The organism is Nocardia gamkensis NBRC 108242 (assembly GCF_001612985.1).
In the GTDB taxonomy this organism is placed as follows: Bacteria; Actinomycetota; Actinomycetes; order Mycobacteriales; family Mycobacteriaceae; genus Nocardia; species Nocardia gamkensis.
Map to the genome: position 1 here is coordinate 21,890 of NZ_BDBM01000071.1, position 16,866 is coordinate 38,755.

Annotated in this window: 14 protein-coding genes and 1 pseudogene; 6 read left to right on the forward strand and 9 right to left on the reverse strand. The window is 69.0% G+C overall.

The genetic code is table 11. The annotated features are described in order from the left end of the window. Window positions 1–239: 239 nt before the first annotated feature. Window positions 240–1,490 (forward strand): M23 family metallopeptidase, encoded by a 1,251-nt coding sequence (locus tag NG1_RS32490; protein ID WP_062977322.1) that lies wholly within the window; start codon window positions 240–242, stop codon window positions 1,488–1,490. 139 nt (window positions 1,491–1,629) lie between these two features. Here NG1_RS32490 and NG1_RS32495 read toward each other — a convergent pair whose 3' ends face one another. Continuing rightward, window positions 1,630–2,907 carry a helix-turn-helix domain-containing protein gene (locus NG1_RS32495; protein ID WP_062977325.1) on the reverse strand — a complete coding sequence of 426 codons (1,278 nt, stop codon included), beginning with the start codon at window positions 2,905–2,907 and terminating at the stop codon, window positions 1,630–1,632. A gap of 214 nt (window positions 2,908–3,121) precedes the next feature. Here NG1_RS32495 and NG1_RS32500 point away from each other — a divergent pair, with 214 nt between their 5' ends. Continuing rightward, window positions 3,122–3,436, forward strand: a complete 315-nt coding sequence (locus tag NG1_RS32500; RefSeq protein ID WP_062977327.1) for a hypothetical protein — start codon at window positions 3,122–3,124, stop codon at window positions 3,434–3,436. Between the two features lie 23 nt (window positions 3,437–3,459). Here the strand turns inward: NG1_RS32500 and NG1_RS32505 are convergent. The 3 genes and pseudogenes from NG1_RS32505 to pcrA form a co-directional block, all read right to left on the reverse strand. Beyond that, window positions 3,460–3,627 (reverse strand): annotated as a pseudogene (locus NG1_RS32505) (cytochrome P450); the annotation flags it as partial. Window positions 3,628–3,738: 111 nt separating this feature from the next. Then, the gene (locus tag NG1_RS32510) at window positions 3,739–4,164 is read right to left on the reverse strand and encodes a hypothetical protein (RefSeq protein WP_062977333.1); all 426 of its coding nucleotides are present in this window, start codon (window positions 4,162–4,164) and stop codon (window positions 3,739–3,741) included. A gap of 63 nt (window positions 4,165–4,227) precedes the next feature. Further along, window positions 4,228–6,813 carry a DNA helicase PcrA gene (gene pcrA / locus NG1_RS32515; RefSeq protein WP_062977335.1) on the reverse strand — a complete coding sequence of 862 codons (2,586 nt, stop codon included), beginning with the start codon at window positions 6,811–6,813 and terminating at the stop codon, window positions 4,228–4,230. Window positions 6,814–7,198: 385 nt separating this feature from the next. On the opposite strand from pcrA, the gene NG1_RS32520 reads away from it, so the two are divergent. Beyond that, window positions 7,199–7,492 carry a chorismate mutase gene (locus tag NG1_RS32520; protein ID WP_062977356.1) on the forward strand — a complete coding sequence of 98 codons (294 nt, stop codon included), beginning with the start codon at window positions 7,199–7,201 and terminating at the stop codon, window positions 7,490–7,492. Between the two features lie 158 nt (window positions 7,493–7,650). Here NG1_RS32520 and NG1_RS32525 read toward each other — a convergent pair whose 3' ends face one another. Next, a complete protein-coding gene (locus tag NG1_RS32525) occupies window positions 7,651–8,535 on the reverse strand; it encodes a hypothetical protein (protein ID WP_157114374.1) in 885 nt (294 codons plus the stop codon). On the opposite strand from NG1_RS32525, the gene NG1_RS37245 reads away from it, so the two are divergent. Further along, window positions 8,527–8,901 carry a hypothetical protein gene (locus NG1_RS37245; protein WP_157114375.1) on the forward strand — a complete coding sequence of 125 codons (375 nt, stop codon included), beginning with the start codon at window positions 8,527–8,529 and terminating at the stop codon, window positions 8,899–8,901. The two genes, NG1_RS32525 and NG1_RS37245, sit on opposite strands and share 9 nt — an antisense overlap. A gap of 188 nt (window positions 8,902–9,089) precedes the next feature. On the opposite strand, the gene NG1_RS32530 is transcribed toward NG1_RS37245, so the two are convergent. Then, a complete protein-coding gene (locus tag NG1_RS32530) occupies window positions 9,090–10,547 on the reverse strand; it encodes an NAD-dependent succinate-semialdehyde dehydrogenase (RefSeq protein WP_062977342.1) in 1,458 nt (485 codons plus the stop codon). 115 nt (window positions 10,548–10,662) lie between these two features. On the opposite strand from NG1_RS32530, the gene pgi reads away from it, so the two are divergent. Continuing rightward, entirely contained in the window at window positions 10,663–12,300 is a 1,638-nt protein-coding gene (gene pgi, locus NG1_RS32535) for a glucose-6-phosphate isomerase (RefSeq protein ID WP_062977344.1), read from the forward strand. A 323-nt stretch (window positions 12,301–12,623) separates the two neighbouring features. Here pgi and NG1_RS32540 read toward each other — a convergent pair whose 3' ends face one another. The 3 genes from NG1_RS32540 to NG1_RS32550 all read right to left on the reverse strand — a co-directional run bounded on the left by NG1_RS32540 (window position 12,624) and on the right by NG1_RS32550 (window position 15,855). Further along, window positions 12,624–13,313: a nucleoside/nucleotide kinase family protein gene (locus NG1_RS32540; RefSeq protein WP_084499364.1), complete on the reverse strand. Its 690-nt coding sequence runs from the start codon at window positions 13,311–13,313 to the stop codon at window positions 12,624–12,626. A 285-nt stretch (window positions 13,314–13,598) separates the two neighbouring features. Continuing rightward, window positions 13,599–15,218 (reverse strand): acyl-CoA dehydrogenase family protein, encoded by a 1,620-nt coding sequence (locus tag NG1_RS32545; RefSeq protein ID WP_062977350.1) that lies wholly within the window; start codon window positions 15,216–15,218, stop codon window positions 13,599–13,601. Then, the gene (locus tag NG1_RS32550) at window positions 15,205–15,855 is read right to left on the reverse strand and encodes a TetR/AcrR family transcriptional regulator (protein ID WP_062977352.1); all 651 of its coding nucleotides are present in this window, start codon (window positions 15,853–15,855) and stop codon (window positions 15,205–15,207) included. Before NG1_RS32550 ends, NG1_RS32545 begins: the two co-directional genes overlap by 14 nt. Before the next feature lie 53 nt (window positions 15,856–15,908). On the opposite strand from NG1_RS32550, the gene NG1_RS32555 reads away from it, so the two are divergent. Continuing rightward, entirely contained in the window at window positions 15,909–16,682 is a 774-nt protein-coding gene (locus tag NG1_RS32555; RefSeq protein ID WP_062977354.1) for a crotonase/enoyl-CoA hydratase family protein, read from the forward strand. Window positions 16,683–16,866: the final 184 nt, after the last annotated feature.

Here is a 16,866-nt window from a genome sequence, read left to right on the forward strand (position 1 = left end):
GTGGGGTTAGGGTGATGAATCTCACATGTTTGTCACGGACCGCGCACACCGCTTGTGGGCACGACATCGTTTCGTTACCGTCATTGCGGTCGATGTCACAACACGGTCACGACTAGGAGGACGGCAAGCTTGACGCAGCACAGCACTCCGCAGACGGAGAGCCGCTCCGCATTCGACCGATCGACGCCGCTGGTCAAGCGGCATCCGAGTTCCATCCGCTTCACGATGTGGCACCGCCGATGAACCACAGCTCCACCTTCGCTTCCGATGATCGCTTGCGGTCGGGACATCGTTATCGCCCCGACGACGAGCCCTTCGCTCCGGCGGCCCGCCACGCAGGCCCCTCGTTCGACCAGCATCACGCCGGGTACGAGGCAGCGCCGCAGGCGGAATACGACTTCCGTCCCGCCGGTGGCGATTACGGCTTCGCGGCCGAGCCCGCTCACGATTCGGGCTACGACCAGCCGGCCTATGAGAACGCGGCCTACGACAACGCCTGGGACACCAACAGCGCGTGGTCGCAACAGAATTGGGCACAGCAGAACTCCTGGTCCGACGGCGGCGCCTGGAACTCCGGCGACGCGTGGGCCGAGCAGGAGCCCTGGACGCCCGACGAGAAGTCCTGGGTGTCCGACACCGGCTGCTGGGCCCCCGAGGAATCCTGGGCGACCGAGACCCCCGAGGCCGAGGCCGACGAGGAGCCGAGCGCACCCGTCCTGCCGACCGTCATCCGCGGGGGCCGCTCCGCGAACAAGCGCGGTGGCGCGCACCGGGTAGCGGCGCCGCCCGCAGCTCTCAAGGGTCGGGCCGCGGTCGCCGCCGTCGCCGCGGGCGCGGTCGTCGCGGCCGGGCAGGCCGCGTTCGCCTCGCCCGAACAGCCGTCGCAGGCGGTCGACTACGAAGCCGCGGGGCAGATCCACGAGATCGCCGCGCAGTCGATGAACATGGCCGATCCGACGGCGGCGCCGGACTCCCCCCAGGTGCTGAACGTCTCCTCGCCCGCCCACCTCGACCAGTTCAACGACATCCTGCAAAAGGGCCAGAAGTACGCCGAGGACCTCGCCGCCCAGGAGTCCGCGAAACTTCGCCCGCTCTTCACCAAGTTCGCCGCGGGCACGTTCACCTCCGGCTTCGGCGCCCGCTGGGGTGTGCAGCATCTGGGCATCGACATCGCGGGCCCGATCGGCACCCCGATCTACGCCGTCGCCGACGGCACCGTGCTCGAAGCCGGTCCCGCGTCGGGCTTCGGCATGTGGGTCCGCCTGCTGCACGACGACGGCACCGTCACCATCTACGGCCACATCGACACCGCCACGGTGTCGCAGGGCCAGCGCGTGCTCGCCGGAGACCAGATCGCCACCATCGGCAACCGCGGCTTCTCCACCGGCCCGCACTGCCACTTCGAGGTCTGGCTGAACGGCGTCGACAAGGTCGACCCGCTGCCCTGGCTGGCGACCCGCGGCATCAGCTTGGGCCCGCAGCGCGACTGAACGGCGCGGCTACGGGGCGCGTTCGACGTGCCGCTTGGTCGGCCGACGTCGAACGGCGGCTCAGGTCTGTATCGCCCGCGCTGGGCGACTGCTGCGGGCGTGTGAATCCTGCCGCAGCGGAAGAATCTTGATCCAGCGGTCAGGTCGGCGCGTTCCCACTCGGTCGCAACACCTCACAGGACGGGGTGCCGGCCGGGGCGGTGTCGGTGAATAATTCGGGCGCCTTGCGGCGGATCTTGCGCAAGGCGGTGGTGGTGCGTGCGGAGTTGATGGCGCGCAGGGCAGGTAAGGCGGTGCGCCATATGTCGGCGGCTTCCGTATGTCTGCCGATTTTCCAGCGGAGTAGGCCGGTTTCGGCTGCGCTGAGCGCCCATACGCGAGCGTGCGTCTCGGGATTCCAGATGCTGGTGCCCAGTTCGTAATGGCGTTCGGCATTGGCGAGATCACCCAAAGAGAGAAAAGTTTTCGCGGTTTGGTCGACAACCGTGCCCTTGTTGGGGCACCACATCGACACCCAACGCGGTTGTTCGCTGGTCAGCTCGGGGGTTATGTGCGGTTCTGCGGTCCGCAGGGTGGCCAGCGCCTTCTTGTGGTCGCCGTTTTCGGCATGGCAGCGGGCGACCGCGATCGTGAGCAACGCTGTCGCATCCGGTCCGAACCGGCCTCGTCCCCGGGCTAGGGCCGCTTCCGCGAGTGCGGCACTGAATCTCGGTTGGCCGATGTCGGTTCCTTGCATGGCGAGGATGCGCAAGACCCAGGCGTCCTGACCCGGCACCTGACCTTCCTGCGCGAGCCGCAGCGCCGAGAGGAAATACCGCTGCGCGATTCCGTCCTCCCCCGCGTCGTGCGCTTTGAAACCCGCCAGATACGCCAGCTCGGCGGCGGAGCTGAACGCGGCGGAGCGGACCGTCGAATCGGCGAACCGTGAACGCAGCAGTGACGCGACATCGGTGCTCAAAAATTCGGCGACTGCGGTCCGGCCGATACCGCCGCCCTTGACCTCGTCCAAGCGCAAGAAAGCGTCCGTGATCCCCTGAACGGCGCGCACTTCCGGCATGCCGACGTGCGCCGAGTCATCGACTCGCACCAAGCGGGCCATGTCCGATTGCGACACCAGCGCGGTCGCCGAAAGCGCCGCGCTGTAGGCGGACGTGCGCAGGAACGAGCGCCGGTCCACATCCGCTCGGCCCAACATACTGACCAGTGTGACAGGGTCGCATGTCACTTCGCCGCACGCGCGGCTGTATGCCGCGACCACATCGGCCGAGGCGACGCGCGTCCCCGTCTCGACATGCCCCAAGTAGCTGCGCGAGAACGGTATTCGCGCCGCCAGTTCGGCCAGTGAGAGCCCCGCCGCCTGCCTGGCGGCTCGCAAACGTTCCCCGATGTCAGGAGGCAACCCCCCGTCCGTCCCCATGGGTGAATCGTAGGCGGATCGGTAGACGTGCTGTAGCCGTTTTACCAGTCCAGAGCGATGTTTTCCGCGCGACGCTTGCAGCCGCACCCACCCGGCGGGCGCGTCTGCTCCCGTCTGGAACCGGACGCACCGCGAGCCGTGAGCGGCCCCCGGTGATCACACCCCGCCGGGTGGCGTGCGCCCAGAGGACGAGCGAGAGCAGGGGTGAAACGCGATGGGGTTCAACTGGTGGCGAGACGCCGAGCCGGACGATATGTCGGCGCAAGCGATCATCGACCGGGTAGCCGCCGAGTGGCGTGCCGAGCGCGAACGCGAACGGATTCGCACCGAGCGGCCCGACCCCGGGCTGTGGCCTGCCGGCTGGCCGCATGAAGCTCCCGAGCACCCGCTGAGCGTTTCCGAAGCGCACCAGACGATGCAGCGGCACAGGGAATGTCGCGCGGACCAGTGCCCGCGTAAGGCGGCGGCCCGGCGGACGCTCATCGAGGCCGGGCGTATGAAGCAGGACACCTCACGGGAGGAGCGCTGAACGCGTTGCCGCTGCGGTCCGGATCAGTTCCGCACGCGTACCGGCACGTTGGTCCAGCCCGCGACGCTGGTTTGCGTCGCCTTCCGCAAACCCGCTCTGTCCACCTCGTATTCGGGCATGAAGTCGAGCATCGCGTCCAAGGCGATCCGGCCTTCCAAGCGTGCGAGGGCGGCGCCGAGGCAGCTGTGGATGCACGCCGCGTCCAACCGGCTGGAAAGGTCGCCAACGAAACAGGGTTCAGCCGCGGGCTGACGCGGAGCAGTCGGGTTCGCCACGTCACGGTCGATGAGGGCCGGCCGCGCCTAGGGTGCGGCCGCGATCGCGAGACCGAGCAACGCGACTGCCTTGGCGACCTCCAGGCCGATGTACCAGTAGTGCGCATGCGAGCGCGGCAGATCCTCGCCCGCCAGCACGCGATCGGCGCGGCGGGACAGCGGCGGGCGCACCACGAGGATCTGGACGGCCAGCAACACCACGGCCACGCCGAGCCACAACCAGGTGGCCTTGCCGGGGCCGGTGATCAGTGCGGCGACCACCAGCAGCACGGCGAGCACGGCCTCCGCGGCGTTCAGCGCACGGAACACCAAGCGGCCGATGCCGAGTCCCAGCGGCAGCGTGACGCCGGGGGCACGGAACTTCAGCGGCGCTTCCAGGAACGAGATGGCCAGCACCATGCCGAGCCACAGCATGGGCAGAAACCACAGGATGTGCTGCGCGACCGTGTCCATAGCGCGGACCTTACCGGCGGAACGCGTCCGCTCGGCAGGGTCCGAAGGCCCGACCCCGGTAGCTCAGAGCTTGACCAGCGTCCGGCTGTACTGCGGGATCAACCGGATCTTGCCCGCGGTGCCGAAGTCGATGGTCACCGTGGCAAGCGGCCCGAAGCCCTCCGCGGCGATCACCCGGCCGAGACCGTATTTGTCGTCACTGACCCGATCGCCCACGGCGAGCACCAAGTTCGTGTTGTTGCGGGTCGCGCCGCCGGGAGCGGGCCTGCGCGGGCCGCGATCGCGCAAGCCGGGCCGTGGCTCCGACCACCCGTCGCCGCGCGTCCAATCCCGTTCCAGCCCGTCGTCGTCACCGCCGCGACGCCGCATACCCCTCGTTCCGGGCGATCCGGCGGGCTCGAGCCTGCGCCAGTCGATGAGGTGGCCGGGGATCTCCTGCAGGAAACGCGATTCCGGGTTCGACACCGGCTGCCCCCAGCCGGACCGCACCACCGCCCGCGTCAGGTACAGGCGCTGCCGGGCCCTGGTGATGCCCACGTAGGCGAGGCGCCGTTCCTCGGCCAGCTCGGTCGGATCGCCGAGCGCCCGCATGTGCGGGAACTGCCCATCCTCCCAACCGGTCACGAACACCACCGGGAATTCCAGGCCTTTGGCGGTGTGCAGCGTCATCATCGTGACCACGCCGGAACCCTCGTCCGGGATCTGGTCGGTGTCGGCCACCAGCGAGACCCGCTCGAGGAACGCGGCGAGCGAACCGGGATCCGGCTCCCCTTCGCCCACCTCGGGCAGCAGCCCCTCCTGCCGGGCCGCCTCCGCGTTGTTCTGCGCCTCCGAGCTGAACTCCCGTGCGACGCTGACCAGCTCGTTGAGGTTGTCCAGCCGGGCGCCGTCCTGGGGGTCGTCGGAGGCCTCCAGTTCGGCGCGATAACCGGTGCGCTCGAGCACCGCTTCGACGACGTTGCCGACATCGGGGAAATCGGACTCCGCGCGTTCGCCTGCGGCCCGGATATCGTCGAGCAGCTCCAGGAAGCCCGCGATGGCTCGCTGCGCGCGCGTGTTCAGCAGCGCCACCTTGCCTTCCGCGGCGTCGCGCAGCGCGGCGGCGAAACCGATGCCGCGCTGTTCGGCATGGACCGCCACGCAGGCTTCGGCGCGGTCACCGATGCCGCGGCGCGGTGTGTTCAGGATGCGGCGCATGCTCACCGCGTCCTCCGGGTTCTCCAGCACCCGCAGGTAGGCGACGATGTCGCGCACCTCTTTGCGCTCGTAGAAGCGGACACCGCCGACCACCTTGTAGGGCAGGCCCATCCGGATGAAGATCTCTTCCAGCGCGCGGGAGTTGTTGTTGGTGCGGTAGAACACGGCGACGTCGCCGTAGTTGGCCTCGCCCTGGTCGACCAGCCGGTCGATCTCGCGCGCGACGAACGACGCCTCGTCGTGTTCGTTGTCGGCGACGTAGCCGGTGATCAGATCGCCCTCGCCGGAGTCGGTCCACAGCTTCTTCTCGCGCCGGTTCTCGTTGCGCGAGATCACCGCGTTGGCGGCGGAGAGGATGTGCTGGGTGGAGCGGTAGTTCTGCTCCAGCAGAATGGTTTCGGCGTCGGGGAAGTCGCGCTCGAACTCCTCGATATTGCGGATCGTCGCGCCACGGAAGGCGTAGATGGACTGGTCGGCGTCGCCGACGACGCACAGTTCGCTCGGCGGTACCCGGTCCTCGGCGCCGTCTTCCACATGGTGGCCGACCAGCTCGCGGACCAGGACGTACTGCGCGTGGTTGGTGTCCTGGTACTCGTCCACCAGCACGTGCCGGAACCGGCGGCGGTAGTACTCGGCGACCTGCGGGTGATTCTGGAGCAACGCCACCGTCTCACCGATGAGGTCGTCGAAGTCCAGCGCGTTCGCCGAGCGCAGCCTGCGCTGGTATTCGGTGTAGACCCGCGCGACCAGGCCGGGCAGCTCGGTGTCGTCGGATTCCGCATCGGCGGTGGCGCGTGCCGGATCGATGAGTTCGTTCTTCAGATTGGAGATCGCCGTCGCCAGCAGGCGCGCGGAGTACTTCTTGGTGTCGATGTCGAGGTCGCGGCTGATCATGGTGAGCAGGCGCCGCGAATCGTCCGCGTCGTAGATCGAGAAGTTGGAGTTCAGCCCGGACAGCAGCGCCGCCTGGGTGCGCAGGATGCGGACGCAACTGGAGTGGAACGTCGACACCCACATGGCGTTCGCCCGCGGGCCGACCAGTCCGGTCACCCGCTCCCGCATCTCCGCGGCGGCTTTGTTGGTGAACGTGATGGCCAGCACCTGGCCCGGCGTGACGCCACGGGCGGCCAGCAGGTAGGCGATGCGGCGGGTGAGCACCGCCGTCTTGCCCGAACCCGCGCCCGCCACGATCAGCAGCGGAGATCCGGTGTGCACGACCGCCGCGCGCTGCGGCGGATTCAGGCCGTCGAGCAGCCGCTCGGCCTCTTCGGCGCGCCGCTGTTCCCGCTCGGCGCGCTGCCGCTCGCGCTCCGCGTCGGTCGGCGGCGCCGCGCCGACGGCGGCGGGCTGCGACCCCTCCGCCGCGTTACCGCCGGCGAACTGCGGTTTCGATGCCGGATCCGGGTGCACGATCCGACCGGCCTGCGTCTTGGGAGCCACCGTGATGTCCATCGTCCATCCACGCTACCGGCGGCCACCGACACAGATGAAGCCCCGGGTGAGATCGGTATCGGTTCGGCGCCGGATGGCTGAACGGCGAGTGAACTCCCGGTGGTGGGAAGGGCGGGTGAAACAACCTGCGAATCTCGCGCGATTCCCAAACGTATATGTTTTGCATACCCCCCAGCCCGTGGCACACTGGCGACATGCTCAGCGCTTTCGCCAGACATCCGATTCGGCTGCCAGCCGAACGCCGGGATCGCGGAGCCTGTACCTGAGCACACCTTTCTGGGGGGACAATACGAGGCCCCACCAGGTCTGTTTCACGGTGAAAGAACCGATCGGTAACGAGCCGCGAGCACGCGCCGATCCATGTTCTGACACGAGGAGATGAATGATGAGCACCCCTGCCACGACGACCGGGTCCGAATCGGCGCTGCCGCAGACCGAGGCCGAGATCGACAAGCTCCGCAAGGAGATCGATCGTCTCGACGCCGAGATCCTGGCCGCGATCAAGCGCCGCACGGAGATCTCCCGGATCATCGGCCGGACGCGCATGGCGTCGGGCGGGCCGCGCCTTGTGCACAGTCGCGAGATGAAGGTGCTGGAGCGTTTCAGCGAGCTCGGCCAGGAAGGCCACACCCTCGCCATGCTGCTGCTTCGCCTCGGCCGCGGTCGTCTCGGCCACTGAACTGAGAACACGCGGCGCGCTCGCCGGACCGTCGCTTCCCCTGGCCGCCCCGGGTGTCCATGCACCCCGGGGCGGTCGCCTCATGTCCGCCCAGGCCGCCTACCACCCGGGGCGGAAGGTTCCAGATCGTCGGCTCGGTGGATGGTGCCCCACCGACGCTATCCGGGATCCACGGCCGGTCCATCACCTGCGGCGGAATCGTTCAGTGCCCGCAGGTCGGCCCTCAGCTCGGCTTCGAGCGGTTCGGCATGCGAGCGCATAACGGGATGCACATGGCGAAGATGCTCTAGGTCTTGACTCGTCCGTTCGATCGCGGCCGCTCGTTCCGCGGGGCTGCCCTCCGCCGCGATCGTGCGATTGTCCAGCACACGCCAATCTATTCCGGATTGATCCAACGCCTCTCGCACGGCTGCACCGGGTGGGTGGTGCAACCCGATGAAATCTATGTCCGCGGTCGTCAGATCGAACATCTGGGCTTCGATGAAATGGTTGACGCGAAAGTCTGCTCCGAGATAGTCGCGGCCGATCGGAGCGATGCCGTTCACTCCGGCGCCATAGGAGTATTCCGACGGGTTGTCCACGGGGGAGGGTATCGCCAGGTCCCTCTCCACCAGCGAGTCACCGAACGTGATGGTCGTTCGTGACCGGACCTCCGGCTTCAGATAGATCTGATTGTCGCCGTAGTTCAGCTCCGACAACGCATCGATCATGCCGTCTTGTGATGGGCGCACTCCGTCCACGGCAACGTAGCCGTAGACGGGTGGGTTGTCGTGGACGTGCGGGCCGAACCACTCTTCTTCGGCATGGGCGCGATCGCCGACGGGGTTGCGAGCGCCCCTGATTCGCCCTTCCCCGAGGATGGCCACGAGTTCCTCGTCGCGGACCCGGATAGCGAGGGGTTTCCCGTCGAGCGCTTCCTTCAGCTCTCGCCGCATCTGCTCACGTAACTCGGCGCTGTCCCGGCCGAGAGAAGCCGCTGATTTCTCGATTCTCCCGTCGATGATGGCGTATTGCTCCACCCGGGACAGCCGACGGTGGGCCATGAAGTCGGACCATTCATCGTCGGTCGGTCCCTTCTCGCCGAAACGTCGACGCAATTCGGCGTCGAGTCGCTGTCCGGCCCGGTCCAACGACGCTCGGTCCGGCGGCGGGGGGCACAAATCCCGGCTGGTATCGGCATCGCCGCCAGCCGAGGACCATCGACGTCGGATCGCGAGAGCACCGTCGGCGTCGCCGTGCGTGTGCACGTCGGCGACGTGCCGGGAAGCGCGGGCCGCGCCTGTTTTCATATCGGCGACGCCCTCGGCTCCCCTCCTGGTCAGCCGTTTCAAATCGTCTACGGCCTGAAAGAAGACTCTGATAATGCCGTTGCTCAATCGGGCATCACCGGCGCCCGCACCTTCTCATGATCAGCCCTTCGACCCTCATCGAAACCCGAGTCGAGGCTAATGTGAATGATCGACGCAGTCGCCCCCCGAAAGCATGGGGGTGGGGGCAGTCGCGCTCAGCGCAGAACCGGACAGGTGCCCGCGTTCCCCGCGGACTCTCGGGTGCCGCGAGCGATCGCCTTCCGGAATGCGGAACCCGCGGCACTCTCTCATGTCAGCGCGATGTACTTGGTGGACAGGTACTCCTCGATCCCCTCCGTGCCGCCCTCCCTGCCGAAGCCGGACTCCTTGACGCCGCCGAAAGGAGCAGCGGGGTCGGAGATGACGCCGCGGTTGACGCCGACCATGCCGGATTCCAGGCCCTCGGCAATCCGCAGGGCACGGTCGAGGTCGCGGGTGTAGACGTAGCTGACCAGTCCGAATTCCGTGTCGTTGGCGGCGGCCAGCCCCTGCTCCTCGGTGTCGAAGCCGACGATCGGGGCGACCGGGCCGAACACCTCCTCGCGCAGGATCCTGGCCTGCGGCGGGACGTCGCGCAGGACCGTCGCCGGATAGAACCAGCCGGGGCCGTCGGGCGCCTTGCCGCCGATCAGCACCCGCGCGCCCTTCTCCACGGCGTCGTCCACCAACTCGCCGACCGCACGCAGTTGCTCCTCGTTGATCAGCGGGCCCAGCGTGGTGTCCGGATCGGCGCCCGGCCCGAGCCGAACGCTGCTCTCCATCGCCTCGACCAACTTGGTGGTGAACTCCTCGAGCACGCTGTTGTGCACGTGGAAACGGTTGGCGGCGGTGCACGCCTCGCCGCCGTTGCGCAGTTTCGCCAGCATCGCGCCCTGTACGGCGGCATCGACGTCGGCGTCGTCGAACACCACGAACGGCGCGTTCCCGCCGAGTTCCATCGAGGTGCGCAGCAGCCTGTTCGCGGATTTCTCCACCAGCTTCCTGCCCACCTCGGTGGAGCCGGTGAAGGTGAGCTTGCGCAGCCGGGGATCGTCGAGCAGGGGCTGGGTCACCGCGCCGGAGTGGCTGGAGGTGAGCACGGACAGGACGCCGTCGGGCAACCCCGCCTCGCTGCACAGCTTCGCCAGCAGCAGCATGGTCAGCGGCGTCGCCGAGGCGGGCTTGACGATCATCGTGCAGCCCGCGGCCAGCGCGGGGCCGATCTTGCGCGTGCCCATGGCGAGCGGGAAGTTCCACGGGGTGATCGCCAGGCAAGGGCCTACCGGTTGCTTGTGCACGACGATCCGGCCGGTGCCGGAAGGAGCGTGCAGGTAGCGCCCGTGCACCCGGGCGGCTTCCTCGCTGAACCAGCGGAAGAACTCGGCGCCGTAGCGCACCTCGTTGCGGCTCTCCGGCAGCGCCTTGCCCATTTCCAGGGTCATCAGCAGGGCGAACTCCTCCGCGCGGGCGGTGATCTGTTCGAACACCTCGCGCAGGAGCTCCCCGCGCTCGCGGGCTGGCGTGGCCGCCCATTCGTCTTGGGCCGCGACGGCCGCGTCGAGCGCGCGCATCGCGTCCTCCGGCGTCGCGTCGGCGACGTGCGTCAGCACCTCGCCGGTCGCCGGATTGTGCACCGGGAAGGTGCCCGCGCCCGTGGCGTCGACGGGGCGCCCTGCGATCCACAACTGCTTCGGTACGGATTCGAGAAGTTCACGTTCGGACACCATGACGCCAGCCTAAGCCTCACGACGGAAGCGCAAACGCCGAACGCGCGCCGGTCCGGCCGACTCTCCACGCAGGCACCCGTGCGCGCGGCGGCACCTGCTTGTACCCTCGGCGAACGTGAGCAGCGACATCACCGCGACGGCGGCATGGCGGAAACTGCACGATCACCACGGCACCGTCGCCGGACGACACCTCAGGGAGTTCTTCGCCGACGATCCGGCCCGGGGCAGCGAGCTGACCGTCCAGGTGGCGGACCTGCACATCGACTACAGCAAGCACCGCGTGAACCGGGAAACCCTCCATCTGCTGGTGGAATTGGCGCGCGAGGCGGGGGTGCCCGAGCGGCGCGACGCGATGTACCGGGGTGCGCACATCAACACCTCCGAGGACCGCGCGGTCGGCCACATCGCGCTGCGGCTGCCCGAAGGCGAGACGATGATCATCGACGGCGTCGACGCGGGCGCCGAGGTGCACCGGGTGCTGCGGCGGATGGGCGAGTTCACCGACGCGCTGCGCTCCGGCGCGTGGCGCGGGGCGACCGGCGAGCGCATCACGACGGTGGTCAACATCGGCATCGGCGGGTCGGACCTGGGGCCGGTCATGGTGCATCAGGCGCTGCGGCACTACGAGGACGCCGGTATCGGCGCCGAATTCGTCTCGAACGTCGATCCCGCCGATCTGGTCGCGAAACTGAACGGGCTCGATCCGGCCACCACGCTGTTCATCGTCGCGTCCAAGACCTTCTCCACCCTGGAGACGCTCACGAACGCGACCGCGGCCCGGCGCTGGCTGGTCGCCGCGCTCGGTGAGGACGCCGTGGCCAAGCACTTCGTCGCGGTGTCCACCAATGCCGAACGTGTCGCGAAATTCGGTATCGACACCGAGAACATGTTCGGGTTCTGGGATTGGGTCGGCGGCCGGTACTCGGTGGCCTCGGCGATCGGCCTTTCGGTGATGGCGACCATCGGCAAGGAGCGCTTCGCGGAATTCCTCGCGGGCATGCACGCCGTGGACCGGCATTTCGCCGAGGCGCCGCTGGAGGCGAACGCTCCGGTACTGCTCGGCCTGCTCGGCGTCTGGTATTCGAACTTCTTCGGTGCGGAATCCCATGCCGTGCTGCCCTATTCGAATGATCTGGCCCGCTTCCCCGCGTATTTGCAGCAATTGACCATGGAGTCCAACGGGAAGTCGGTCCGTGCCGACGGCACACCGGTCACGACCTCCACCGGCGAGATCTTCTGGGGCGAACCGGGCACCAACGGGCAGCACGCCTTCTATCAACTGCTGCACCAGGGCACCCGGCTCATTCCCGCGGATTTCATCGGATTCGCGCAGCCCACCGACGATCTGGCCACCGTCGACGGCACCGGCAGCATGCACGACATCCTGATGAGCAACCTGTTCGCGCAGACCAAGGTGCTCGCGTTCGGCAAGACCGCCGAGGAGATCGCGGCCGAGGGAACAGATCCCGAGATCGTGGCGCACAAGGTGATGCCCGGCAACCGCCCGTCCACCACCATTCTCGCGCCGCGGCTCACCCCGTCGGTCGTCGGTCAGCTCATCGCGCTCTACGAGCACCAGGTCTTCGTGGAGGGCACCATCTGGGGCATCGACAGTTTCGACCAGTGGGGTGTCGAACTGGGCAAGCAGCAGGCGCTCGCCTTGGCTCCGCTGCTCACGGCGGCCGAAGAACCGCGGCCGCAGGACGATTCGTCCACGGATTCGCTCATTCGCTGGTATCGCGCGCACCGCTGAGTTCGCAAGCGCGCTAGACGGCCCCGCCGGGCGGGGTTCGCGAGAGCGCACACCACGGCCAGCGCATTGAACAGGGCACCCGAGACTCTGCCGCCTGCGCGATTCTCCGTCATTGATTCATCATCGGGCCGGGCAGAGCGCGTGAGCCGCTGCACGCGCCGATGTCACCGCACCGGATGTGGCCGAGGACGTCGACTCGCCGGAAGCCTGTCGATGGCGCTGATGCTCGTCGAGCAGGCCGCCCTGCGGCCGGTCATCGGCGCCGAGAGGGTGGTCCGCTTCGACCCGCGTCGAGTTCGAGACCTCGCTCACCCTGCGCTGAATCACGGTGGCGGGACAGCCACCGCGTAGTTTCCCGCCTCCACGCGCAGCACGAGGTCGGCGCGCTGCTTTGTGGCCGCGACGAGATCCGCGTTGCGCAAGTCGCTGTCGCGCACCTTGTCGTGCGCTGCCGCGGGTGTGCGGCCACCGCGAATGTGTCTGCGCAGCAGGCGATTCTCGATCACGTCGTGCGCCGCGTCCAGGTACCAGCACTCGTCCAGGAGGGCCCGGACCGCCGACCATCGGCGCGTGCCGAAGTCGTCGAGCAGCAGATAGTTGCCCTCGGTGAGGACGATGGAATGCCGGTCGAACACCACGCCGCCGGGCACCGGGGCGTCGACGGACCGGTCGAACGTGGGCCATGCCACCGGCTCGCCCACCGGTGTGGTCCGCAGGCGTCGCAGCCCCGCTACGTAACCATCGACATCGAAGGTGTCCGGCTCCCCTTTGCGCGCGAGACTTCCCGTCGCCCGGAGCAGGTCGTTGCCCAGGTGAAACCCGTCCATGGGTGCGATCTCGGCGACCATGCCGCCCGCCTCGCGGTTGATCGTGTCGCGCAGCGCGACCGACAAGGTGGATTTCCCGGCGCCAGGCGGCCCCGCGATGCCGAGCAGATACCGTCCCCGCCCGGCTCGCTCCCGCACCCGCCGGACCAACCAGCCCAGCGGTCTCTCGACGAACTCCCCTGCCACCGCCGCCACACTACTGTCACCGCCCTACCGACGACGCGTCGCCGCAGGTGTTCACACCCGTCCACAGACCACACCCGGCCCCGACAAGCCGCTGGCAGGTCACGCCGCACACGACGGCGACCACGATCTTCCAATGCCATCGCGACCAGGGCAGACGATCCGGCCTGGCCGGGCTGCCGGTCGATATCGGCCGCACGGATCACCTCCGTACAGCGCGGAGCTCAGTCTCGGCTTCGACGCTGTGCGCCCGGTGAACTCGAACGCGACCCCGGGGGCACACGGCGCTCAGACGAACGCGCGCTCGACGATCGCGCCCGTGTCGAGGCCGGTGGGCAGCGTGCCGAACGCGATGCCCCAGTCGTCGCCGAGCCGGGTGGCGCAGAAGGCGTCGGCGACGGCGGGGTGGCCGTGGCGAACGAGCTGAGCGCCCTGGAGCACCAGCGCCATCAACTCGACGACGCGCCTTGCGCGGTATTCGATGTCGTCGAGATCCGACAATTCCTTGCCGACCCGGGCGATCGCGTCGTCCAAGCGCGGGTTCTCGCCTTTGGCGCGCGACACTTCGTCGAAGTACGCCTCGACCGTCTCCGGCTGACGCCCCATGGCGCGCAACGCGTCCAGCGCGGCGACGTTGCCCGACCCCTCCCAGATGGACATCAGCGGCGCCTCCCGGTACAGCCGCGGCATGCCGGATTCCTCGGCGTACCCGTTGCCGCCCAGGCATTCCAGCGCCTCGGCCGCGTGCGCGGGCGCACGCTTGCACACCCAGTACTTGGTGACCGCCAGCGCGATGCGCCGCAGCGCCGCCTCGGCCGGATCCCGGCCTGCCCGGTCGGTGGCCCCGGCCAGCCGCATCATCACAGTGGTCGCGGCGTCGGACTCGATCACCAGATCGGCCAGCACATTGCGCATCGCGGGCTGGTCGATCAGGGCGGCTCCGAACGCCTTGCGGTGCCTGGCGTGGTGCACCGCGTAGACGGCGCCCGCGCGCATGCCGGTGGCCGAGCCGATCACGCAGTCGAGCCTGGTCATGTTCACCATCTCGATGATGGTCTTGACGCCCGCGCCCTCCGCGCCGACCAGCCAGCCGATGGCGTTCTCGTATTCGATCTCCGACGAGGCGTTGGACTTGTTGCCCAGCTTGTCCTTGAGCCGCTGGATGCGGATGGGGTTGCGGGCGCCGTCCGGCAGCACCCGGGGCAGCAGGAAGCAGGACAGGCCGCCGGGAGCCTGCGCCAGGGTGAGGAACATGTCCGACATCGGCGCGGAGGTGAACCATTTGTGCCCGACGATCCGGTAGCTGCCGTCCGGCTGCGGCGTCGCGGTGGTGGTGTTGGCGCGGACGTCCGAGCCGCCCTGCTTCTCGGTCATCGACATGCCCGCGATGAGCCCGGCCTTGGCGGACGGTTCCCGCAGCCCGAAGTCGTAGACGCGGGAGCCGAGCAGCGGCTCGAATCGCGCCGAGAGTTCCGGGTTGTGCCGCAAGGCGGGGACCACCGCGTAGGTCATGGAGATCGGGCACATGTGGCCCGCGTCGGCGACGCCCCAGGTGTAGAACTTCGCCGCACGCGCCGTGTGCGCGCCCGGGCGGTCGTCCAGCCACGGTGCGCCGTGCAGGCCGTGCTCGACGGCGACGCGCATCAGGTCGTGCCAGTGCGGGTGGAACTCGACCTCGTCGACGCGGTTGCCGTAGCGGTCGTGGGTGCGCAGCACCGGCGGGTATTCGTTGGCCAGCCTGCCCCACTCCTGCGCCTGCGCACCACCCGCGAGCGCGCCCAGTTCCCGCACCTCCGCTTCGGCCCAGCCCGCGCCTTCCCGGTGCAGGCCCTCGAGCAGCGCCGGATTGCGCGAGGCGTCGAAGGGCACGATGTCGGGCACCTGGTTGAAGACTTCATGCGTCTGCATCTGACACTCCTGATTCCAGCCGGGCGGCGAGCGCGCCCGGGTCGTCGCGCACGCCGAGCGCGCGGATCGCGAAAGCGGTGAGTTCGGGAACGACGGATTCGCCGTGTGGCGCGTCGGCGAGTGGGCCCACCAGCACCTCGCCGATCGCGCCGACCAACGCGGCCGCGCTGATCCTCGGGTCCTGCGGGGGCAGTTCACCCCGCGAGATACCTTCGGCCACCGCCGATTCGAAGGTCTCGGCGAACGCGCGCCGGAAGCGCAGACGTTCGCTGTCCACGGCGGCGTCGACCGGCTCGGCGAGCAGCACGAAGGCCAGATTCGGGTTCTTCAGCGCGCGGCCCGCGAAGGTCTCCACCGCCGCGGTCACCCGCTCGACGGCCGTTCCGCGCGAACCCGCCTCGGCCACGGCGGCGACCTCGCGGGCGACCACTTTCCGGAACACCGCCCGCACCAAGGCGGACTTGCCGTCGAAGTTCTTGTAGACGGTGCCGGTGGCCACGCCGGCCTCGGCCGCGACCGCCGCCATGGACAGCGCGCCGTAGCCGCCGCGGGAGAGCACCTTGGTCGCGGCGTGCACGATCAGCCCCGCCTGGGCGTCCAGGCGGGCCTGCACGGCAGGGGTTCTGCGGTAGGCCACCCAAGAAGTGAATCATGGATTCATTTCTTCACGCAAGGGTGCTTTTACGGCGTATGGTCGAGCGCGTGACCGTACTCGTCGAACGCAACGGCCCCGTGACCACCGTGATCCTGCACCGCCCCGAAGCGCGCAACGCGGTGGACGGGCCGACCGCCGCGGCGCTGGCCGACGCCTTCCGGGAATTCGACGCCGACCCCGATGCGGCGGTCGCGGTGCTGTGGGGCGACGGCGGCACGTTCTGCGCGGGCGCCGACCTCAAGGCGCTCGGCACCGAGCGCTCCAACCGCGCCGCCGAGGACGGTGACGGCCCGATGGGCCCGACCCGGATGCGACTGTCCAAGCCGGTGATCGCGGCGGTCTCCGGCTTCGCGGTGGCCGGTGGTCTGGAACTCGCCCTGTGGTGCGACCTGCGGGTCGCCGAGCAGGACAGCACCTTCGGCGTCTTCTGCCGCCGCTGGGGCGTCCCGCTGATCGACGGCGGCACCATCCGGTTGCCGCGGATCGTGGGCGAGGGGCGAGCCATGGATCTGGTGCTCACCGGACGCGCGGTCGACGCCGACGAGGCGCTGCGGATGGGATTGGTCAACCGCGTGGTGCCCACCGGCGAAGCCCGCCGCGCCGCGGAGGCCTTGGCCGCGGAACTGGCCGCGCTGCCGCAGACCTGCCTGCGCTCGGACCGGATGTCGCTGCTCGAGCAGGAGGGGATGACCGAGGAGTCGGCCCTGCGCAACGAGTTCCGCCACGGCCTGACGGCACTGGCCGGCGGCGCCCTGGACGGGGCCGCGCGCTTCGCCTCGGGTGCGGGCCGGCACGGCGCTCGCGCCTGAGCCCCATGGGCCGCCTGAGCGTCGTCGACGAGATCTTTCTGCGTAGCCACCGCGGGCTCGGCACGCCGATCGCGCTGCAAGGGCTGTGGCGGACGGCCGACCGAGTGGACCCGGCGCTGCTGGAACGGGTGCACGCGGCCCTGCGCTCGGGACCGTTGGGCCGCAGGGTGATCGGCTCGCGGGT